The sequence below is a fragment of the Acinetobacter sp. G18 genome, from assembly GCF_052660225.1.
This window is the reverse complement of sequence record NZ_CP109658.1, coordinates 2,391,014-2,411,810: the sequence shown is the minus strand read 5'-3', so window position 1 is coordinate 2,411,810 and position 20,797 is coordinate 2,391,014. Positions and strand designations below refer to the sequence as shown.

Below are 20,797 nucleotides of genomic sequence, written 5' to 3'. Positions count from 1 at the left end.
AAAGGAGGTGGTCTAATGCATACATTAAAAACAACTCCTCTGTATTACGGGAAAAGTCCGGCACGCGGTGATTTCTTAAAAACAAAGGGTCAATATGCCTTAATACAGGTGCTTGACCAGTGGATTACAGAAGCACTGGAATATGCAATGCAATCCACTACGTTCAAAGAGGCATATGGTACGTTGCCTCCATTGGACTTCTTTATTGCAAATCCACAAGAGAATATGTTTTTAGCTGCAAATTTACTGGCGAGCGAAGACAGTTCAGGCCGAGCTTTTCCAATGGTACTCAGTCATTTACTTGAGATTGATTTACCTTATGAAAATTTATTATATGCCCCTTATAGTTATAAGCATGTTTTAGTCGATTTATTTCAAAATAATCGTGCTTTAAGAGGTATTAAAGATTCTGACTTATTATTTGGTAAGCTCAATCATTTACCAAATCAAATTCAAGTCTTATCTGAACGTGAATGTGTCGGTTTTTATGAAAACCATACAATGCATTCGTTTGCTCAGTTAATGAAGCTGAGTATTTATGAATTAGCTCAAAGTATGATTGGGTTAGGATTATTACTGCAGCCCATTTTACAAAATGGAACCAGTCGCTTAAATAAAGTGCTGATTTTGCCGATTAATAATCCTGCTTATTGTTATGAAATAGCAGCATTCTGGGTCAGTATCATTTGTCGTTTTTTAAAACAACATAATACTGAAGTCTTGATTGGATTGTTACATCGAGAGCAGCCAGTATTATTCTTTGGTTTTCAGGGTGCGGATATTTTAGCTCTTAGCGATATTTTTACTCAGAATATGGATAGTAAACATTGGGTTTCTTTAATAGAGGCTCAATGGATTGATACTTATTTGGAACAAAATGCTGGTTTAGCTACGCTAGAACAATCTTTATGCCAACGCCAATTAAGTTTAAATCAAGGTTTAAAACTATTTAGACAGACTTTTTTGGGTGAATAACAATGAATCAAAAATATCAAATTAAACTTTCACAATTAATAAAAGGCTGTTTTATCTATGCGATTGCGAATTATGCTTTAGCACAGCCAATTGTTGTTGAAGGTGTTGTGCCAAATGAAGCGAGTAAACAGGCTATTTTAATGAAAATGCAGTCTGTTTATGGTGCAGACCAAGTGGTAGATAAAATACAAGTTCGACCAGTAGCAGCTCCAAATGGCTGGAGTGATTCTGTAACAAGAGTGATTACACCAGATCTTAAAAAAGTTTCTCAGGGTAAATTAAGCGTTAACGGTACGCGATTTGAACTGACTGGAAAAATGCTAAATCCTACAGAAATACAACCAACTATTCAGATATTTCAAGGTTTAGTACAGCCACCATATCAATTATTTTCACAGCTTTCTGTAAATCAGGCAGAGCAGAAAGTCATTGATGATGCTTTGAAAAATCGAATTATTGAATTTGAATCTGGTAGTGCCGTGCTCACAGATGCTGGCCAAAAAATTCTTGATGAAATGGCGGTTGCTTTAAATAAAGTTGGCGGTAAAAAAGTCAAAATTGTAGGACATACCGATAGTTCTGGAGATGCGACTAAAAACTTAAAACTCAGTCAGGACCGTGCATTAGCAGTTAAAAACTATTTAGTGAGTAAAAACATTCCTGCCGATCATTTATCTGCAGAAGGATTGGGTTCTTCTAAACCTGTAGCGGATAATACCTCTCCAGAAGGAAGAAAGAAAAACCGTCGAATTGAGTTTACCGTTTTATAAACATGAGGAGAAGGATATGGCTAGCCCTTATATTACGATTGGTTGCCCAACGACAGGTGGAGGGCAAGTCATTTCTGGTAATAGTGCATTTTTAATAGATGGAATCGCAATTGCGTGTGTAGGTGATAAAGCAACTTGTCCGGCGCATAAAACGGTTTCTACGATTGTTTCTGGAGATCCAAATATGCAAGTCATGGGAAAATCAGCAGCAAGAGTAAATGATTCATTATCTTGTGGTTGTAAATTATTACCGAAACAAAGTTTGGTTAATCAAGGATAGCAGAGGATATATCTTTTCACTTAAACTATTAACTTGAAAAGATATATGTACTAATTAAATGTTCTTAATGGTATTAGATTTTTTATATAGAGATAAGAAATCGAACAAATCATATTAATGATTATGATGCTAGGTTATTTGTCGGATAAAGCTAAATTTTGGTAATATACGGGCATTATGATTTTAAGTATTAAATTATTTAAAAATATTGAGAGTAATGATGAGTAGTTTAAAAATTTTAATTACAAAACTTTCTACAGTTGCGCGCACTGCTTTAGAAAAATCAGCTAATGCTTGTGTTCTTCAGCAAAACTACGAAATTGAAATTGAACATTTATTTTTAGAGCTACTTAATCAGCCTTTAGAAAATGATTTAAAAATTTTATTAAAAAAATATAAAATCTCAGCTGATGCTTTAGCAGATGATTTAAAAGAGACAATCTCTCAATTACCAAAAGGGAATACACGTACTCCAATTTTTGCCAAATCAATTGTGCGTTTATTTGAGCAAGCTTGGTTACTGGCTTCAGCAGAACAAAACCCTGTCATTCGTAGTGGTCACTTATTGGTTGCATTATTAACTGCACCAGATTTATATCAAATCGCAACAAGAGCTTCGAGTTTATTTGATCTTTTACCTATAGATTCAATGAAACATAAGTTTCTTGAGATTTGTGAAAAGAGCGTAGAACAACAAGAAGAAACTAAAACCTCTTCACAAGAAGAAAATGAGCTAGAACAAGTCGCTACTCCAGCTGTAAAAACTCAAAAAACACCAGCTTTAGACCAATATACGATTAATTTAACTGAAAAAGCGAAGAATGGTGGAATTGATCCTGTTATTGGGCGTGAATTTGAAATTCGTTTAATGCTCGATATTTTAATGCGCAGACGCCAAAACAACCCGATCTTAACTGGCGAACCAGGTGTAGGTAAAACAGCTGTAGTTGAAGGGCTAGCTTTGAAAATTGCTCAAGGTTTAGTGCCTGAAGCTTTAAAAAATGTACATTTGCATGTTTTAGATATGGGCCTTTTACAAGCAGGTGCAAGTGTTAAAGGTGAGTTTGAAAACCGTTTAAAACAAGTGATTCAGGAAGTTCAGGCTTCGGCTCATCCTATTATTTTATTTATTGATGAAGCTCATACGCTTATTGGTGCAGGTGGTCAAGCAGGGCAAAACGATGCTGCTAACCTTTTAAAACCTGCTCTTGCACGTGGTGAGCTACGAACGATTGCTGCAACAACATGGGCTGAATATAAACAGTATTTTGAAAAAGATGCTGCCTTAAGCCGTCGTTTTCAGGTCGTAAAGGTTGAAGAGCCGACCGAAGAAGTTGCTGTTGATATGCTTCGTGCAATGATTCCAGTAATGCAGAAGCACTTTAATTTACAAATTGATGATGAAGCAATTATCACAGCTGTACATGCTTCTCATCGCTATATCAGTGGTCGTCAACTCCCGGATAAAGCAGTAAGTGTTCTAGATACTGCGGCAGCACGCGTAGCGTTGACCCAAAATGCACAGCCAGTCAAACTTGATCAATTGAAGGCACAAGAACATAACTTAAAGCTTGAGCAACAGATTTTGGAAAATGAACATCGTCAGATTCCAATACATCATGAACGATTAGAGAACCTGAAAAATCATTTAGAGTCTTTACAAAATGAGATTCAAGAGACTCAGGAACAATGGCAAAAAGAATTAGAGCTAGTTCGTAACATTCAGGAATTAGAAGCGCAGAGCCATTCTAATGAGTCTGAAGCCTACGATCAGATTAATTTAATGCGCAAAGACCTTGCTAATCTTCAAAGCCAACAGCCATTAGTTTTTGAGCGTGTAAATTCTCAAATTATTAATGAAATTATTTCTGATTGGACCGGTATTCCTGTTGGGAAAATGGTAAATGATGAAATTAAGCAAATCTTAACGCTTGAAGATAAATTGGGCGAGCGTGTAATGGGCCAAGATTATGCACTTACACAATTGGTTCAGGGCATTAAAACATCAAAAGCTAAATTAGAAGATCCAAATAAACCTCAAGGTGTATTCCTTTTAGTTGGACCTAGCGGGGTGGGTAAAACTGAAACTGCAATCACCTTAGCAAATGAGCTGTATGGCGGTGAGCAGCATTTAATCACGATTAATATGTCTGAATATCAAGAAGCGCATACGGTATCTTCACTTAAAGGTGCACCTCCAGGATATGTGGGTTATGGTCAAGGCGGTGTGTTAACCGAAGCAGTACGCCGTAATCCTTATAGCGTTGTACTACTCGACGAAATTGAAAAAGCACATAGTGATGTGCAAGAGCTTTTCTACCAAGTATTTGATAAAGGTACTTTAGAAGATGGTGAAGGTCGAGTTATTGATTTTAAAAACACGACAATTTTATTAACTTCAAATGCAGGTTCAAGTGCAATTATGCAGGCGTGTTTAAATCAGCCTGTTGAAGAATGGCCTACAGCAGAAGAATTAATCGAACACTTAAAACCAAGTTTATATAAACAATTTAAACCAGCCTTTTTAGGGCGTATGAGAGTTGTGCCATATTTCCCATTGCATGACGATTTATTGGTTCGAATTATTAAACATAAATTGGGCAAAATTACCGCTCGAATTGAAAAACAATATGGAACTGAAGTCCAATATTCAGATGACTTGGTCGAGTTGCTACTCAGCCGTTGTACTGAAGTGGATAGTGGTGCCCGTAATGTCGATAACATCTTAAATTCGACAGTTTTACCTGCTTTGGCAACTGAAATTTTGGTAGCGCTAGCAGATCAAAAATTGCCGAAAGTAATCATGATTGATGCGAAAGATGATGAAATCCAATATTTATTAGATCCAGTGGCGAAGCCTGCTAAAAAACGGACTAGTAAAAAGTTGAAATCAGAAGTTTAAAATTAATAGAGCCAAAATTAGATGAGTATTGATATTTCTGAACTACTTAAACCCATTAATGACAGCTTACTTTGTGGAGAGGATTATTCATTTTCTAATGAATTTCACGAAATAAAGAAAGCGAGAACAGAGGATGATCTACTATTAGATCAGGGGGATTGGGTTGCTGAGCGGAAACAGGCAGATTGGGATTTTGTTGCAAAGAGCGTAAGCACTTTGCTCACAGAAAAAACCAAAGATATCCGTCTATTAACATGGTTAATAGAAGCCTGGACTCATCTACACGGCTTTGAAGGTATGGTAAAGGGTTTAACGTTAACCCATACCATGCTGAACCAGTACTGGCAGGATATTCATCCGATTATTGAAGATGATGATTTGGACCAACGTATTGGTTTATTACAAGGTTTAATTAATCAGTTGCCTGGTTTGTTGAAGAAAGTCTCTTTAACTAACACAGTGCCTTATTACAATTTGCTTGATTACGATAATTTTCTATATCATGAAAATATTCGTCGTAAGCAAACTGAAGATTACGACAGCCAATCAGGCCCATCTGAATTGGAACAATTTGATCAAGCGATCTTTAATACATCTAAAACCTTTCAATATTCAAATTATCAAGAATTTACTTCAGTTTTAACTGAATGGAATGTCTTAAAGCAGACGCTTGATCATTTAATGGGATTGGATGCACCAAGTTTTGCTTCAATTGATTCTGCATTTGAAACAATTCACAGCACTTTACGCAAGATTTATAAAGCAGAGGCTTTTGGTGCTGGGCTTACCCAAACCCAAGAACAGGCTGCTGTTATCACGACTCCTTCTATGGAAAATCAAGTGCCTGTACAAATCGTATCGGAGCAGCCTATGTTTCAGCCTCAAGCACAAACTCACTTGGCTAACCGTGAGCAAGCAATGAAAGTGCTACAAGAAATAGCCGATTATTTTCAGGCCAATGAGCCACATAGCCCTGTGAGTTATATGCTTCAAAAGACCATTAAATGGAGTCAAATGCCATTACATGAGTGGTTGGCACAAGTCATTAAAGATGAAAATCCATTACAAATGGTTCAGGAAATGTTAGGTGTACAGCCTAAAAATGAATACGAATAAAGATTGGTAAAGACATATGTTTAAAGCTGAAAAAGTCCTGTGGGGCGAAGGTTTATTTTTAAGACCTCAACATTTCCAAATTCAAGATACTTATCATGAACAACGCTTAAATCACACCGTTCGCGCTGTTGTGCCATTTTCATATGGTGTTCAAAAACTTAGTTTTGATGAAGCACAGCTTAGTACACATATTCTTGCGCTTGAGTCGGTAGAAATGATTTGGCAAGACGGTGAAATATACCAAGCACCGGCTTATGATTTATTACCTGAACCAATTTTGCTTGATGAGCTTAATTTGCGTGGTGAGATGGTCATTTATTTGGCATTACCATTACTACAAGCCAATAAACAAAATTTAATCGATCAAAACCAGTCACAGAAGGGGCGTTATCAATCACATTTGGTTGAGACACACGACCTTTTCACAAATGCGACAGAAGCTGATATCAGCTTATTACGTCGTCGAGCTGTATTTAAATTATTAGATGCAAACAGCAATCCTGATCATAATCTGGATGGTTTCCTCTATTTGCCAATAGGTAAAATCAAACGTCAGAGTTCAGGTGCTTTTGAAATTGATCGCAAATTTATTCCACCTATTTTGCATGTCGATGCATCTGAGACATTGGTTTCGAATTTAAAAAGAACATTGAATGTTATTAAGGCAAAAATTAAAACCATTCAAACCAACAACCGTGAAAATGAACAGAAATTAATTGAATTCCGTTCAGGTGATATCGTTTCGTTTTGGTTGGTCAATGCTTTAAATACTGCACATGCTGGTCTGAACCATTTCTTACAATATCCGCAAATTCATCCAGAACGATTATTTTTTGAATTATTGCGTTTAGCAGGCTCATTATTAACTTTTTCGACAGCTTATGAAGTCGATCAGTTACCTGCATATAAACATCACAATTTGCAAGAAAGCTTTACTCAGCTCGACACCATTTTGCGTGATTTATTAGACACCATTATTTCTAGTCGTTACATCAGTATTGCACTTAAAGAAATCCGGCCTTCATATTGGGTGGGAAGTCTTGAGACAGATAAGATTACTCGTGACACTAGATTTTATATAGCCGTATCAAGTAGTGCAATGCAGACTCACGAGTTGATTCAGATTGTACCTCTACGATTTAAAATTGGTAGTACGCTGGATGTTGAGCAGCGTGTTATTGCAGCATTGCCGGCCATTCCATTACACCACTTAATTCAAGTTCCAACGGCTATTCCGGTACGTTCTGGCGTGAGTTATTTCGAAATCGAACCACATCATGAACTCTATCAGCGCATGCTAGATTCAGAGACGATTTGTATTTACGTTCCAGCTGGCTTCCAAGATATCAGTATTGAGCTGATTGCGGTCATGAACGCTTAAAGATAAAGGAGAGAAAAATGTCACAATCTACAGGTGCTCCTTCTTTATTTGATGATGGTCAAATCGGGACTGGGGGAAATAACAATAGTCAGTCCCAAGCAAAACTGCAGGTAATTAATCTGATCGATTTATTGCACGATGGTTTTTATTTAATCTTTTTGATTCGAAATCAGTATGTGCCAGCTGACCCACAGCGGTTTCGTGAAAAGATTTTAGATTTGCTTAATAGATTTGAACAACAAGCTAAAAAGTTGCAGTTTTCAGCAGATGATATTCATGATGCTAAATATGCATTTTGTGCATTGATTGATGAAACAATCGTGACCCAACAAGACCCAAGCTATTTTAATTTGCAAAATGCTTGGTTGATTAGCCCGTTGCAATTGAGCTTATTTGGTTCTCAATTGGCGGGTTATCAGTTCTTCGAAATATTAGAACAATTGCGAAGCCGTGGAAAAGACCGTTTAGCTGCTCTTGAAGTATTTCATTACTGTCTATTATTAGGTTTTCAGGGTAAATATCGAATTGAGTCTATCGAAAGCTTAAATCATTTGGTTGCACGAGTAGGCGACGAAATTGATTATTTAAAAGGTAAAAAAGTTGCTTTTTCGCCGTTCTCGGCAATTCCCGATCAGATACGAAATATTATTCATCGCGAATTACCTTTTTTCTGGATTTTGATTTTCTTGTTGATTTTTGCATTACTTACTTTCGCGGGTCTAAGATTTATGCTCAATAATCAAAATGATAAAGCATTATCTAGCTATCAAAATGTGATTTCTGCCCCACAAGAGCAGGCACATATTACAATTTATTTACCTTGATGATGGAACGAAATGGCTCAGGAAAAACCAACTTCTATTCGAGTTTTGCAATCGAATAAAAAAAAGTCGAGATCACCAGTAATCTATATCATCATTGGTATTATTGCAGGGGTGTTTGTAAGCATCTCACTGTTCCTGTTCTTGTCTCAACCGTATTCGTCAGAACCTACAATTGTTGAGAATAAATCAACTCAAGATCAAGAACGTGATCCAGTATTAATGACGAGCTCCTCTACACATGAGCAAGCTACAAATGATCAGCAAGAACAAACTGATCCAATGAGCCATGATGGTTTTGAACAACCTAAAGAAAATGAACTGAGTGGTATTTTTAAACCTGCTCCTCATAAAAATGTGGCTCCAACAACTCAGCAACGTGTTTCACCTTTTGATGCCCAGTTAACAGGTGAACGGGTAGCACCTAAGCAACAAGTTGTGGCTAAGCCAACTCAACCCATACACCCAGCTCAGCAAAAACCTATCGCTCAACCTAAGGTAGTTCAAGCTAAACCTGTTGAAGCTAAGCAAGCTCCAGCTGAGCCAGAAGCTGAGGCGGAAACACCAAAAGCATCGGTTGATATCAAAGTGACTCGCAGCCCGTTTGCGGTGAATTAGTAACTTCATGATGATTTTTCTAATTTTCTTTTGTTTTGCCTGCCTTGCTATAGGGCTGGCATTTTTAATGTCTTACGAACTCAGAAGTAAGGGTAGAACATTTGTTCTATCTTTATTACCTCAAGGGCGTCGACAACTGAATCAAGTACGGCAATTTGCCCAAACCATGAATCAGGCAGCTGCACCTGAAAAATTACAATCTCATTGGCATTTGCAGCAATGGTGGATTGTAATTGCAGGATTTTTCTTATTTGCCAGTATTTTAGTTTTTGCTTTTACTCGCCCAATTAGCTCAACTCGGATTGAAGCCGAATATTTGAAAAAAACTGATCCGCAAATTTATGCGTTATTAAATGGAGAAATCTTATCACCACCGCCTGAAGTTGATGAAGGTCTGATTGAAGCGGCAATTGTTGAAGCGACGCAATTAGAACAGCAATATGCTTCTCAAGACAGTGGTGCAATCAATTCTTCACCTATTGATAAAGCAAGTTTTGATGGTCGTGCAATTTTAGATACCAACATGGTCAATCGTAAGTGGGACAAAATGAACCCACGCTATAAGCAGCGTTTACTCATGGTCTTTAAAATTATGAAAGAGCAATATGGTTATGAACTTGTTTTGCTTGAAGGTTATCGCAGCCCAGGGCGCCAAAATATGTTGGCAGGCAACCCGAATACAACCAAGGCAAAAGGGTATCAGAGTTACCATCAATTTGGTTTAGCGGCAGATGTAGCATTTAAACGAAATGGTAAAGTTGTTATTTCTGAACGTGATCCATGGGCTATGCAGGGGTACCGATTGTATGGGCAAGTTGCAGAGTCAGTTGGACTGACATGGGGTGGTCGCTGGAAATCTATACAAGACTATGGTCATACGGAGTATAGAATGCCTGGTTTGAGGAAAACTCAGGAAATGGCGGAAAAATTAATTGCTGAAAGCTTAAATGAAATAAGTTAAAAGCTTAAGAGAGCGATTCGAAACGATCGTGTAATAAAGTAGTCATCTTATCAGCAAGCTGGGAAATCATCCCAGCTTTTTCCCATGTGTAAATTGAAACTACCATAGGTGAAGCTTCGCCTAACGACTTATATTTACGTACACGACGACCTATAGTGGTACTTACAGGGAGTAAAGATATTCCTAAACCCGTTTCAACACTCACTAAAACACTTTCTAAACTACTGCCTGTAAAAGCAATATACCAACGTCTTCGTTCACGTTCTAAGGTTTCAAACATTTCGTCTCGATAAAGTCCTCCTTGGGGGAAAGTCACTAAACGAATTGGATCGGACATCGGTGTGGTGGTATTTTCACTTTCAAACCAAGCCATTTCTTCTGGAAAAGATGCATAACAATCAGCACTAGCGGCTGGTTCTTTTACAATAATAATATCCAGCTCACCATTTCGATAACGCTCTGTTAGGTTACGGCTTAGGCCAGAAGTAACATCTAAACGAATAGACCGATGGGCTTGTGCGAACATGCCGAAAATTTCTGCCATAGCGGTACTCATCATATCTTCTGGTACGCCAATCCGAATAGGAATACTACCTGCTGGATCTTTTAGAACGGCCTCTGCTTCTTGTTGAAGTGTCAAAATCCTTTGAGCATAACCAATTAAATATTCACCTGAGGCAGTCAATTGTAAAGGTCGTGATGTGCGATCAATAAGAGAATGACCAACAGATTCTTCAAGACGTGCCAATTGCTGACTAATCGTTGATTGTGTCAGGTGTAACTTATCAGCAGCGGCGGTAAAACTGCCACTTTCGAAAATAGTCACGAATGCACGAAGAAGACGAGGGTCAAACATAAGAATTATCACCAACTAGGCAAAGAGCGGAACGCTTAAGTATTTATAATCTTAATACAATCGATTAAATAATTTAATTTCCAAATACTTTTAGGCACGCTTATTCTAGTTCCAAATTGTTCTACTTTTAAAGTTTACTTAGATCTTTTCATACTTAAGTTTCTTATATGAATCAATCTGCTCGTTGGTACAGCATGCTTGTTCAAGTGAATACCGTGAAATTGAAAGTTACTTTTTTAGCAGGCGCAAAGTTGGTTGAGGATAAATGATGAAAGAAAATCAAATGTTTTTACGCCAAGCGATTGAACTTGCCTATCACAATATTGAAAAAGGCGGCAGACCATTTGGCGCAGTAATTGTAAAAGATGGGAAAGTAATTGGTTCGGGTGTAAATCAAATTTTGACGACTAATGATCCAACGGCTCACGCTGAATTACTTGCAATTCGTGCAGCTAGTCAAGTTTTAGGATCTGCTAACTTAGAAGGCTGCTCGGTGTATGCAAGTGGACATCCATGCCCAATGTGTATGGCTGCAATGCGTTTAGCAGGTATCAAAGCAGTTCACTATGCATATTCTAATGAAGACGGAACACCCTTTGGTTTATCTACAGCTGAAATATATGCTGATCTTGCAAAACCATTTACTGAGCAGACTATGAAAATTGAATATGTACCCGTTCGATTTGAAGACCGCACCGATCTTTATGTCCTTTGGCAAAATTATCAAACCAATAAGTCAGGCTCAGAGTAATGAAGCAGTCTGGAGCTTTCTTGACACGTCCCATGCTCATTGTAACAGTCGCTTTGGTTGGACTTAATTTAAGACCTTTTATAACGAATATTGGTCCATTAGTCTCCAGTATTCGGGCAGAAACTGGATTAAGTCTACAAGGAATAGCTTTACTCACTTTATTACCCATGATGTTGATGGGAGTTATAGCCCTTGTTGGGCCAATCGTGCAGAGCGTGGTTGGGGAACGTAGCGTTGTTTTGGGCTCCTTACTGACTATTTTTATTGGATGCGTACTAAGATTTTTATTTCCTACTGCTGAGGGTTTAATTACCAGTGCAGTCGTAATTGGTTTAGGCGTCGCGCTGATACAAGCAGCTTTTCCTGGCATTATCAAAAGAGAGTTCAGTCAACATATTGGACCGATGATGGGCCTTTATTCAGCCATGCTTATGGGTGGTGGTGCTTTAGGCGCATGGTTAGCACCTGTAGTCTCCAATATAACGGGTTTATGGTCTGTCGGACTGGCTTTCTTTGCTATACCAGCTGTATTGGCATTAATCTCAACATTTATTTTTTTACCCTCTATCGTAAGTTCGAATACACCTCCAGCACCTGTAAATAAGTTGTTAAAGAAACCTAGAACATGGTTATTAATGCTGTGCTTTGGGCTCGTTAATGGTGGTTATTCTTCGGTTGTTGCTTGGTTAGCACCTTCATTTCAAGATCATGATTGGAGTAGTGGACAAAGTGGAAAATTGCTCGCTTTACTTGCTTTAAGCCAAGCAGCATCAGCATTAATTTTGCCTATTTTAGCTAGACAATATAAAGATCGCCGTCCATGGCTATGGTTTACTCTATTCATGCAATTTGCTGGTTTTTCTGGACTTGCATTTATGCCCGAGTTTGCAGCTATTTTATGGGCAATTTGTTTAGGCATTGGCTTGGGAGGCTGTTTTGCTCTAACACTTATTGTTGCACTTGACCATTTTAAAGAACCTAGCAATGCAGGAGCTTTATCTGCACTTATGCAAGGTGGAGGTTTTTTACTTGCGGCAATACCACCTTGGGTTTTAGCAGCATTGCATGACTTTACATGCGCTTATAAAGCGGGATGGATTTTTCATTTATGTTGTGTGCTGCTCGTGATGGCTTTAGTGGTAAGGCTGGCACCTGAAAGTTATAGCAAGATTCAACTATCAAATTTTAAGTGAGTCGACAATATTATCTACCTAAAGAAATGCTATTTGGCTACAAATAAGGTTAAAGAAGAGTGTTAGGATAATACTGAAATTTTTAGATTTTAAATGAATACAACAATATTTGGTTTTTATGACATCTTCATTGAAAAAAATTGCCTTACTCAAACAAGGCTTAGGAAAAAATAGTCTATTTGAGACAGGCATAGCTGGAACTTTACAGGCGATTGAACATTTAGGATATGTGCAGATTGATACCATCTCTGTCGTTGAACGTGCTCATCACCATATATTGTGGAGCCGAGTGCCTGAGTACGATTTAAGTCATTTAAACAGTTTGGTTCGTGAAGGTCAGATTTTTGAATATTGGTATCATGCGGCGTCGTATCTTCCTATGAAAGATTATCGCTATGCTTTGCCTGCCATGATGTCTGTTAAGAATGGAGAAAGTCGTTATTTCAATAGAGGTGATCAACACCTGATGAATGAAATATTGGCGCGTGTTCGTGCCGAAGGTAAAATTCGGCTACGTGATATAGACAAGAAAAATAAAAAAAGTTTAGGGAATTGGTGGAATACAGGTCCGGGTCGCCGTGCTTTTCAGCAGTTATATATGCAGGGCGATCTGATGATCTGTGAGCGTAACGGCATGGAAAAAGTCTATGATTTGACTGAGCGTTGCTTGCCTGAAAATATTGATTTAAGAATGCCTTCACTTTACGAATATGCGCAGTATTTATTTAATAATACGCTTCGAGCACATGGGGCATTTACATGGAAACAATTAGTTCATTTAAAGAAAAATGATTTAAAAGAGGCTATGCGTATTGTGCTCAAAGAGCAGGTTGATGTTGGTGTTGTATCAGCGGTTAAACTTGCCGATGGTCAAACCCTGTATGTGGATGTAGCTGCAATAGAACAAAAAGTGGAGACTGATTTTGGTTTAAAAATACTTTCACCTTTTGATAACTCGCTTATTCATCGTGACCGTTTAACTTCTTTATTTGAGTTTGATTATCGGATCGAATGTTATGTACCAGCAGCCAAACGTGTATTTGGATATTTTTGTTTACCTATTCTTTACCAAGATGAGTTGGTCGGCCGAATCGACTGTAAAGCACATCGGAGTGTGAAAGAGTTAGAGGTAATTAGCTTACATTTAGAAAAAACAGTAAAAGATAAAGAGCATTTCTTTTTCGAGTTAGATCAAGAACTTAAACGCTTCGCAGCATTTAACCAATGTTTAACTGTGAATGACAAAGTAAGTCAGCTTATTCGCAGCAAGAAGTAAATAAACACTATTTTGGGTTAAAAATAAAACACCAAAAGAATTAAAGCTTTTGGTGTTTTTACTTTTTTAGGTTAAAGACATACGGTATTCAATAACACCTGGTTTTTGTGCAATCCAGTCATAGAGTTTTTGAGCCGTATGATTGGTTTCTTGTGTATGCCAGTATAAACGGTCACAGTTTTGTTCAATGGCTTGCTTCTGAATATATTCGATAAGTTGCTTACCAATATGTTGCCCCCGGGCTTCAGGTGAAACATAGAGGTCTTCTAAATAGCAGTAATTATTCTCTGCCCATGTTGAGCGATGAATAACATAGTGCACAATTCCTAAAACATGTTCGCCCTGTTTAGCAACGGCACAATACACAGGTTCTTTTTCATTAAAAAAACGATCCCAAGTTATTTTTGTAACCTGAAGAGGCAAACTAACTTGGTAAAAATTTTGATAGGCTAGCCAATATTTTTCCCACTGTGAATAGTCTTGTTGCTGAACAGGGGTAATTTGAACATCTTGATTTTGCATAAAAAACACACTCTATTTCTTAAGTAATGAAAAATTGACAACTGAAGTGTAGTTTTGAAAGTGGTATTTTTATAAGGTACACTTTTGATATTTTTTACAGTACCAGTTTTGTTATGGCTGCTTCAATTTCTGCGCCTTTTCCACATTTAATTTTGCCAAAGGGCCAGATTAAAAACGGACTATATTCAGCTCTACGTGATGCTATTTTAGATGGAAGGCTCACTGCCGGAACAAAATTACCCTCAAGTCGTGCTTTAGCAGACATGATGTCGATTTCACGAAATTCTGTATTAGCTGCACTTGAACGTTTACTCGACGAAGGATATTTATTTACTAAACCGAGTTCAGGGACTTACGTTGCTGAGGTTGTACCAGATCAACTCATACATATCCAAGAAAGTTCAAAAAAAACGACAACAAGTAAGACTCATACCTTAAATATTAATCCGAATATAGAAGCATTATTGGCTTCATGGCGAGAGCAGTCATCGTCAAGTCAAAAGAAAAAAATGTTCCATGTGGGAGTGGGCTGTGTTGACTTGTTTCCGCATCAGCTTTGGGGGAAGCTATTAACTCAAGCTTGGCGACAATCTTATTATCAATTGGGTCAATTTCATGACCCTCGTGGTTATTTACCTTTACGTCAGGCAATTTGCGAATATGTGCGTTCAACCCGTGGGCTGAATTGTAATGAACAGCAAATCATAATTGTAAATGGGACTCAGCAGGCTATTCATTTGACTGCCTATGCCTTACTTCAAGCAAATGATGAAGTGTGCCTAGATGAGCCGGGTTATGATGCAGCCTTTAATATTTTTCAAAGTTTTGGAGCTCAGGTCAATTTAATCGAGAGTGATGAAGAGGGTATGCAAGTCTCTGACATTACAGAGTATTATTTAAAAAGCAAACTTGTTTACACTGCGCCATCACATCAGTTTCCTTTAGGTGGAACTTTAAGTTTGACTCGCCGTTTTGCATTATTAGATTGGGCGAATAAAGCAGAAAAATGGATTTTTGAAGATGATTATAATAGTGAATTCCGCTATGGCACTCACCCCATCCAAGCCCTACAAGGTTTGGATCAGCAGCAACGTGTTATTTACTCTGGTACTTTTACCAAGATGATGTTTCCTGAGTTTCGCTTAGGTTTCATGGTCGTACCTGAGGCATTAATTGAAACCTTTAGTGCCGCTAAATATTATACTGACGTGCGAAGTTCATATTTAGAACAAGTTGCTTTAGCGCTATTTATACAACAAGGTCATTATGCTAGGCATGTGCGAAAAGTTCGAAAAGCGTGCTATGAACGCCAGCAGACACTAATTAAAGCAATTAATGAGTATCTTCCAGACATACTTGATGTTCAACCCACAGACTCAGGCATTCATCTTATATGCTGGTTAAAAGGCGCATGGACTGAGCAAAAATTTATTACACATTGTTCGACTTTGGGTTTGACGGTTCAGCCTCTATCTCGATATTGTCAACGAACACCGAAAAAGGCTGCTGTTTTATTAGGCTATGCTGCGCATCAAGCTGAGGAAATTATAGAAAATATTAAGAAATTGGCTTTAATTTTAGACAAATAAAATAGCGAGTTTTTTAAACTATATATGAAAGATTGGTTAATTTTACTTTTTAAAAAATAAAGTAAATTATTCAGTAAAATTTAATAATTTTATGAAATTTAACTAAATAGCGAAAATATTTTAAATTTAAAATAATATTAATCTTATTTTAAGCTAGCTTTATTATTCTAAAAACATCAAAGCTCATCTAAGTACACCTTTTAGCCACATTCTCCAGATGTGGCTCTTTTTATGGAAAATTTAAAAAGCTAACAAAATAAATAAACTAATAAGATTAAATATATAGAATAGTTTTAATCTTCTTCCATAGCATTACTATAAAACTTAACGCCTAGTTTAATACGATCTCGGCCATTACTCATACGCCACCGATTTGTATCGCGTAAAGAATATACACAACCACAATATTCTTGTTGGTAGAACTCTTCACGTTTGCTAATTTCGATCATGCGACTAGAGCCACCATTCTTTCGCCAGTTATAGTCCCAGTATTGAATTTCAGGATAGTGAGAAGCAGCACGAATCCCACAATCATTGATTTGCGTCATATTTTTCCATCTTGAAATCCCTAATGAGCTACTGATTAAGCTAAACCCATGTTCATAAGCATATAAAGCAGTACGTTCAAAACGCATATCAAAACACATGGTACATCGGATACCGCGTTCAGGTTCATTTTCCATACCTTTGGCACGCGCAAACCAGTTGTCTGTATCATAATCTGCATCAATAAATGGAATATTATGTTTTTCTGCAAATCTAATATTTTCTTCTTTACGAATAAGATATTCTTTTATTGGGTGAATATTCGGATTGTAAAAGAATATAGAAAAATTTATTTCGGATTCAATTAATGCTTCCATTACTTCACCTGAGCAAGGCGCACAGCATGAATGAAGTAATAGTTTATTATGTCCTAATGGGAGCTCGATTTTTTGACGTTGAATGGTCATAATTTAAAATTAACTTATGTTTCTATATATTTTAAGTTTTTTAAAATCATATTGGAATGAATTTTTTTCAATTTAAGATGAAAATATTTAATTTTTTATTTTGTAATATTAATTGAGATTAAATAAAATTCAATGCTATTAATATAATAAATATATTATATTAACCTAATATTAAAGGTGTGGTTTTTAATTTTATAGTAAGAAAAATTATGGGGCACTAGAAATGATGATAATTCTACATTGCTGTAACTATTTGTCTTTTAGGTATTTATTCTTCACATTTTGATTGGAAATTAGTGTGATGGATGTCACAAATAAGTATTATTTTTTAAAATTCAATTATTTTTTAGATTTATGTTTTTAATAATTTTATAATATAACAGTTATTATGTTTTTCTAATTTGAGTATGTGATATTTTAAGATATGGACGATTGGCAATGTAAGTATTGTAATGGTTACATTATGGTTAATCATTCAAAGATAGGAGTAGGAGAAAAAGTTTACTTTTTGGTATATAAATTCGATGCAAAAAATGAAAGAAAAAAATTATATAAAAAAGGAATAGTGATTGCTCGTTGCGATAATATTTTACATATCGAATCAAGAAAAAAGACATATAAAATTGAAGAAGCTAAAGTCTATCCATTAGGTGCTCCTATGCCATTTGTTTACAACATGTTTTGGATATGTGGTTGTGAAAGAAGGCAATAGCATTTTATAAGGTCTAATAAAATTTGACTTCAAAACATTGTCTGTTTTTTATGCATTATTGAGTGCTAAATACTTTTAATAAATTTTAGTTGTTATAAACAATCCTCATAAATGAATGATTAAAATTTATATTTCTCATTTGACAAAGTTTTCTCATGCTTTTATAAAACCTCAACTAAACTTGAGATTAATAAAAATGACTGAAACGAATCAGAGCCGTTTGTTGACTGTAGGTGAAGTTGCAAAGCGTAGTGGCGTTGCCGTTTCAACACTTCATTTTTATGAATCAAAAGGTTTAATTAAAAGTATTAGGACCAATGGAAATCAGCGCCGTTTTACTTTAGTGGTTTTGCGTTACATAGCGATCATTAAAATTGCGCAAACTGTGGGTATTCCACTAGAGGAAATTAAACAAGCTTTAAGCAAGTACCCAATGGGATCTAAATTAACTGCACAGCAATGGAAAGAGTTATCTCTCGACTGGCGGAAAAATTTGGATGAGCGTATTCAAAAGCTTACGCGGCTGCGAGATGAGATGGATTGGTGTATTGGATGTGGATGCCTCTCTCTAGAGCAGTGCCCATTAAGAAATCCAGATGATAAATTAGGACAAGAAGGCTCTGGACCACGTATTTTAGAAAGACCATAAATCTTGATTTTAGGCTTTAAATCTTGATTATAATTTACCGATCGGAATAACTTAATGTGTTGTAAGCCGCTATCTATAAAGGTTTTTTATTGTAAATAAGTCATATAAAACATGAATTTTTTTGATATCTTTAGCTTTTTTAGTAAGAAGTAAAATTTATGAAAAAAATTATCTTTCTTGGTTTAGCACTTGTTTCGTTAACGGCTTGCTCAGCAGTACAACATAAAGAGTTAACTCCACCAAAAATTGGTTCACCAAACCCAGCAAGTAAATATTGTGTTGAGCAAGGTGGAAAATTAGAAATTAGAAATGAGGCAAATGGTCAGGTTGGTTACTGTCATTTGCCAAATGGTCAAGTGGTCGAAGAGTGGAAATTATTCCGCGACAACCAAGCTAACTGCGTAGCTGAAGAAGCTCAAAAATTAGTAGGACAATCAGGCTTAACCGATGACCAAATCAAACAAAAGACTCAATCAGAAATTGTACGTCGAGTCGCTCCAGGTCAGCCAATGACAATGGATTATCGTACAAACCGTGTCACTGTTACCATTGATCCAGCAACAAAAAAAATTACCAACGCGAACTGTGGTTAATTTTTTAATTAAAAATTGAACCAAGATCTAATGAACAAGCCTGTCAAAAGATGGGCTTTTATTATTTTTCAGCTATTCAAAAAAAAGCCCCTAGCGGACTAGAGGCAGAAAAAATTCAGATGCAAGAACAGGTGAATTATGCATCTGAGTTAAGTAGGTTGTATCAAACCATGTAAAGCACTTTACCAGTAAAAATGAGTAAAAATAGGGGCGTGCGACTAATGGCTAATATATGCTGTTTGTTATTTATACAAATTGATGCATTAAATTAATTTAAGAATCGTTTTAAACACCTACTAAAAAATAGAAGTCTTAAAATTTATGACTATGGACTCATGAGCTTAGGGTTCTTGTTCAACCGTTGTCTTTTTGTGCGACTACCTAAGAGTTATTCGTGATTTGTATTTGGCTTAATGATAATTTTAGAGCTATCCGTAAGGACACAATAATGACGAACATACGAATAATAATGAATCTAAGGTAGGACCCAGTGTTTATTAGTGTATTTGATCTTTTTAAAATTGGCATCGGCCCATCTAGCTCCCATACAGTTGGACCAATGCGAGCGGCAAACAGTTTTGTAGATGATTTATTTAAACAAAACAATTTACAAGCAACGGTTAGAGTTCAGGTGAAGTTATACGGTTCGCTTGCAGCAACGGGTGTTGGTCATGCAACAGACAAGGCTGTTCTGTTAGGTTTAATGGGCTTTGACCCTGAACATATCGATACTCAATTGAGCACAAGCTTGATTGAAGATGTTATTGAAAATAAAGCCATCCAGCTTAATCAACAAAAGAGTATTTGTTTTGACTATAAGCATGATGTGCTTTTTTTAGATGAATCTTTGCCTTATCACCCCAATGCAATGGAACTGATTGCCTATAATGAAGCTCAAGAAATTTTATATGCAGAAACTTACTATTCGGTTGGTGGTGGTTTTATTGTTAGTCAAAGGCAATTAACACAAACCCAGACTGAAACCAACGACGTTAAGGTTCCATATCCATTTCACAGTGCGGCTGAACTTTTAAGCTTATGTAAAACTTATCATTTAACAGTAAGTGAGTTAATGCTTGAAAATGAAAAAAGCTGGCGTAGTGAAACTGAGATTCGTAGCAAGATTATGGAAATCTGGAAAGTGATGCAGCAGTGCATTCACAACGGATTAATTAATGAAGGCATATTACCGGGCGGATTAAACGTAAAACGTCGGGCTAAAAAAATTCACGACAAGTTATTAAATAAGAAAAACTCAAACCTGATTGTGACGACTTTCCATGCGATGGAATGGGTCAATTTATTTGCCTTAGCGGTAAATGAAGAAAATGCTGCTGGCGGTCGAGTGGTGACGGCACCTACAAATGGTGCAGCAGGGATTATTCCGGCAGTTTTATATTACTACGTGACTTTTTCTAAAGACTTTTCTGAAGATAAAGTGGTTCGCTTTTTTCTAAGTGCGGCAGCCGTCGGCATTTTATGTAAACTCAATGCTTCTATTTCTGGTGCAGAAGTAGGGTGTCAGGGTGAAGTCGGCTCGGCATGTGCGATGGCTTCGGCGGGTTTAGCCGAGATTTTGGGTGGTTCACCTGAGCAAGTGGAACATGCGGCTGAAATTGGGCTTGAACATAACTTGGGTTTAACGTGTGACCCGATTGGTGGTTTGGTTCAGGTGCCTTGCATTGAACGAAATGCAATTGCGGCTGTAAAAGCGATTAATGCAGCACAAATGGCACTTCATGATGAAGGTGAGCATTTTGTGACTTTAGATAAAGTTATTCAGACCATGAAGGAAACAGGTAGAGATATGTCAGAGAAATATAAAGAGACTTCAAAAGGTGGCCTCGCTGTTAACGCGATTGAGTGTTAAAAAAAATGA

General features: G+C 36.8%; 20 protein-coding genes. 17 read left to right on the top strand and 3 right to left on the bottom strand.

Annotated elements, in window-relative coordinates; all coding sequences use genetic code 11:
- The first annotated feature begins 15 nt into the window (after window positions 1-15).
- The 9 genes from tagF to NE363_RS11460 all read left to right on the top strand — a co-directional run bounded on the left by tagF (window position 16) and on the right by NE363_RS11460 (window position 9,824).
- Complete coding sequence (tagF, locus tag NE363_RS11500) at window positions 16-975, top strand: type VI secretion system-associated protein TagF (RefSeq protein ID WP_017398210.1); 960 nt, start codon at window positions 16-18, stop codon at window positions 973-975.
- Window positions 976-977: 2 nt separating this feature from the next.
- Entirely contained in the window at window positions 978-1,745 is a 768-nt protein-coding gene (locus NE363_RS11495) for an OmpA family protein (protein ID WP_004702456.1), read from the top strand.
- Between the two features lie 16 nt (window positions 1,746-1,761).
- Entirely contained in the window at window positions 1,762-2,025 is a 264-nt protein-coding gene (locus NE363_RS11490) for a PAAR domain-containing protein (protein ID WP_002048345.1), read from the top strand.
- Window positions 2,026-2,242: 217 nt separating this feature from the next.
- Complete coding sequence (gene tssH, locus NE363_RS11485) at window positions 2,243-4,927, top strand: type VI secretion system ATPase TssH (protein ID WP_445535094.1); 2,685 nt, start codon at window positions 2,243-2,245, stop codon at window positions 4,925-4,927.
- Window positions 4,928-4,948: 21 nt separating this feature from the next.
- A complete protein-coding gene (tssA, locus tag NE363_RS11480) occupies window positions 4,949-6,043 on the top strand; it encodes a type VI secretion system protein TssA (RefSeq protein WP_445535093.1) in 1,095 nt (364 codons plus the stop codon).
- 16 nt (window positions 6,044-6,059) lie between these two features.
- The gene (tssK, locus tag NE363_RS11475; RefSeq protein ID WP_445535092.1) at window positions 6,060-7,424 is read left to right on the top strand and encodes a type VI secretion system baseplate subunit TssK; all 1,365 of its coding nucleotides are present in this window, start codon (window positions 6,060-6,062) and stop codon (window positions 7,422-7,424) included.
- A 17-nt stretch (window positions 7,425-7,441) separates the two neighbouring features.
- Window positions 7,442-8,248 carry a type IVB secretion system protein IcmH/DotU gene (icmH, locus tag NE363_RS11470; RefSeq protein ID WP_198071306.1) on the top strand — a complete coding sequence of 269 codons (807 nt, stop codon included), beginning with the start codon at window positions 7,442-7,444 and terminating at the stop codon, window positions 8,246-8,248.
- Between the two features lie 12 nt (window positions 8,249-8,260).
- Window positions 8,261-8,863 carry a hypothetical protein gene (locus tag NE363_RS11465; protein ID WP_019457588.1) on the top strand — a complete coding sequence of 201 codons (603 nt, stop codon included), beginning with the start codon at window positions 8,261-8,263 and terminating at the stop codon, window positions 8,861-8,863.
- A 7-nt stretch (window positions 8,864-8,870) separates the two neighbouring features.
- Window positions 8,871-9,824 (top strand): M15 family metallopeptidase, encoded by a 954-nt coding sequence (locus tag NE363_RS11460; protein ID WP_019457589.1) that lies wholly within the window; start codon window positions 8,871-8,873, stop codon window positions 9,822-9,824.
- A 4-nt stretch (window positions 9,825-9,828) separates the two neighbouring features.
- On the opposite strand, the gene NE363_RS11455 is transcribed toward NE363_RS11460, so the two are convergent.
- On the bottom strand, window positions 9,829-10,680 hold the full coding sequence (locus tag NE363_RS11455; RefSeq protein WP_445535091.1) for a LysR family transcriptional regulator: 852 nt from the start codon (window positions 10,678-10,680) through the stop codon (window positions 9,829-9,831).
- 268 nt (window positions 10,681-10,948) lie between these two features.
- On the opposite strand from NE363_RS11455, the gene NE363_RS11450 reads away from it, so the two are divergent.
- The 3 genes from NE363_RS11450 to NE363_RS11440 all read left to right on the top strand — a co-directional run bounded on the left by NE363_RS11450 (window position 10,949) and on the right by NE363_RS11440 (window position 13,900).
- On the top strand, window positions 10,949-11,431 hold the full coding sequence (locus NE363_RS11450) for a nucleoside deaminase (protein WP_068935607.1): 483 nt from the start codon (window positions 10,949-10,951) through the stop codon (window positions 11,429-11,431).
- Window positions 11,431-12,624 (top strand): cyanate transporter, encoded by a 1,194-nt coding sequence (locus NE363_RS11445; protein WP_445535090.1) that lies wholly within the window; start codon window positions 11,431-11,433, stop codon window positions 12,622-12,624. The genes NE363_RS11450 and NE363_RS11445 overlap by 1 nt, the downstream gene beginning before the upstream one ends.
- 118 nt (window positions 12,625-12,742) lie before the next feature.
- Complete coding sequence (locus tag NE363_RS11440; RefSeq protein ID WP_445535089.1) at window positions 12,743-13,900, top strand: winged helix-turn-helix domain-containing protein; 1,158 nt, start codon at window positions 12,743-12,745, stop codon at window positions 13,898-13,900.
- Window positions 13,901-13,966: 66 nt separating this feature from the next.
- On the opposite strand, the gene NE363_RS11435 is transcribed toward NE363_RS11440, so the two are convergent.
- On the bottom strand, window positions 13,967-14,422 hold the full coding sequence (locus tag NE363_RS11435) for a GNAT family N-acetyltransferase (protein WP_445535088.1): 456 nt from the start codon (window positions 14,420-14,422) through the stop codon (window positions 13,967-13,969).
- 113 nt (window positions 14,423-14,535) lie between these two features.
- On the opposite strand from NE363_RS11435, the gene pdxR reads away from it, so the two are divergent.
- Window positions 14,536-16,011: a MocR-like pyridoxine biosynthesis transcription factor PdxR gene (pdxR, locus tag NE363_RS11430; protein WP_445535087.1), complete on the top strand. Its 1,476-nt coding sequence runs from the start codon at window positions 14,536-14,538 to the stop codon at window positions 16,009-16,011.
- Window positions 16,012-16,304: 293 nt separating this feature from the next.
- On the opposite strand, the gene NE363_RS11425 is transcribed toward pdxR, so the two are convergent.
- The gene (locus NE363_RS11425; RefSeq protein ID WP_004702432.1) at window positions 16,305-16,964 is read right to left on the bottom strand and encodes an epoxyqueuosine reductase QueH; all 660 of its coding nucleotides are present in this window, start codon (window positions 16,962-16,964) and stop codon (window positions 16,305-16,307) included.
- 424 nt (window positions 16,965-17,388) lie between these two features.
- On the opposite strand from NE363_RS11425, the gene NE363_RS11420 reads away from it, so the two are divergent.
- The 4 genes from NE363_RS11420 to NE363_RS11405 all read left to right on the top strand — a co-directional run bounded on the left by NE363_RS11420 (window position 17,389) and on the right by NE363_RS11405 (window position 20,788).
- Complete coding sequence (locus tag NE363_RS11420) at window positions 17,389-17,676, top strand: hypothetical protein (RefSeq protein WP_004702430.1); 288 nt, start codon at window positions 17,389-17,391, stop codon at window positions 17,674-17,676.
- A gap of 196 nt (window positions 17,677-17,872) precedes the next feature.
- Window positions 17,873-18,325, top strand: coding sequence for a redox-sensitive transcriptional activator SoxR (soxR, locus tag NE363_RS11415; protein ID WP_019457597.1), 453 nt, complete (start codon window positions 17,873-17,875; stop codon window positions 18,323-18,325).
- Window positions 18,326-18,483: 158 nt separating this feature from the next.
- A complete protein-coding gene (locus NE363_RS11410; RefSeq protein WP_445535086.1) occupies window positions 18,484-18,918 on the top strand; it encodes an I78 family peptidase inhibitor in 435 nt (144 codons plus the stop codon).
- A gap of 490 nt (window positions 18,919-19,408) precedes the next feature.
- The gene (locus NE363_RS11405; RefSeq protein WP_445535085.1) at window positions 19,409-20,788 is read left to right on the top strand and encodes an L-serine ammonia-lyase; all 1,380 of its coding nucleotides are present in this window, start codon (window positions 19,409-19,411) and stop codon (window positions 20,786-20,788) included.
- Window positions 20,789-20,797 lie beyond the last annotated feature (9 nt).

Excerpts from the sequence above, each read along its gene's own strand:
- NE363_RS11460 (WP_019457589.1), top strand. The coding sequence starts at position 8,871 with ATGATGATTTTTCTAATTTTCTTTTGTTTTGCCTGCCTTGCTATAGGG.
- pdxR (WP_445535087.1), top strand. The coding sequence starts at position 14,536 with ATGGCTGCTTCAATTTCTGCGCCTTTTCCACATTTAATTTTGCCAAAG.
- tssA (WP_445535093.1), top strand. The coding sequence starts at position 4,949 with ATGAGTATTGATATTTCTGAACTACTTAAACCCATTAATGACAGCTTA.
- NE363_RS11410 (WP_445535086.1), top strand. The coding sequence starts at position 18,484 with ATGAAAAAAATTATCTTTCTTGGTTTAGCACTTGTTTCGTTAACGGCT.
- tssK (WP_445535092.1), top strand. The coding sequence starts at position 6,060 with ATGTTTAAAGCTGAAAAAGTCCTGTGGGGCGAAGGTTTATTTTTAAGA.
- NE363_RS11445 (WP_445535090.1), top strand. The coding sequence starts at position 11,431 with ATGAAGCAGTCTGGAGCTTTCTTGACACGTCCCATGCTCATTGTAACA.
- NE363_RS11420 (WP_004702430.1), top strand. The coding sequence starts at position 17,389 with ATGGACGATTGGCAATGTAAGTATTGTAATGGTTACATTATGGTTAAT.
- NE363_RS11455 (WP_445535091.1), bottom strand. The coding sequence starts at position 10,680 with ATGTTTGACCCTCGTCTTCTTCGTGCATTCGTGACTATTTTCGAAAGT.
- tssH (WP_445535094.1), top strand. The coding sequence starts at position 2,243 with ATGATGAGTAGTTTAAAAATTTTAATTACAAAACTTTCTACAGTTGCG.
- tagF (WP_017398210.1), top strand. The coding sequence starts at position 16 with ATGCATACATTAAAAACAACTCCTCTGTATTACGGGAAAAGTCCGGCA.
- NE363_RS11425 (WP_004702432.1), bottom strand. The coding sequence starts at position 16,964 with ATGACCATTCAACGTCAAAAAATCGAGCTCCCATTAGGACATAATAAA.
- icmH (WP_198071306.1), top strand. The coding sequence starts at position 7,442 with ATGTCACAATCTACAGGTGCTCCTTCTTTATTTGATGATGGTCAAATC.
- NE363_RS11450 (WP_068935607.1), top strand. The coding sequence starts at position 10,949 with ATGAAAGAAAATCAAATGTTTTTACGCCAAGCGATTGAACTTGCCTAT.
- NE363_RS11490 (WP_002048345.1), top strand. The coding sequence starts at position 1,762 with ATGGCTAGCCCTTATATTACGATTGGTTGCCCAACGACAGGTGGAGGG.
- soxR (WP_019457597.1), top strand. The coding sequence starts at position 17,873 with ATGACTGAAACGAATCAGAGCCGTTTGTTGACTGTAGGTGAAGTTGCA.
- NE363_RS11435 (WP_445535088.1), bottom strand. The coding sequence starts at position 14,422 with ATGCAAAATCAAGATGTTCAAATTACCCCTGTTCAGCAACAAGACTAT.
- NE363_RS11495 (WP_004702456.1), top strand. The coding sequence starts at position 978 with ATGAATCAAAAATATCAAATTAAACTTTCACAATTAATAAAAGGCTGT.
- NE363_RS11465 (WP_019457588.1), top strand. The coding sequence starts at position 8,261 with ATGGCTCAGGAAAAACCAACTTCTATTCGAGTTTTGCAATCGAATAAA.
- NE363_RS11440 (WP_445535089.1), top strand. The coding sequence starts at position 12,743 with ATGACATCTTCATTGAAAAAAATTGCCTTACTCAAACAAGGCTTAGGA.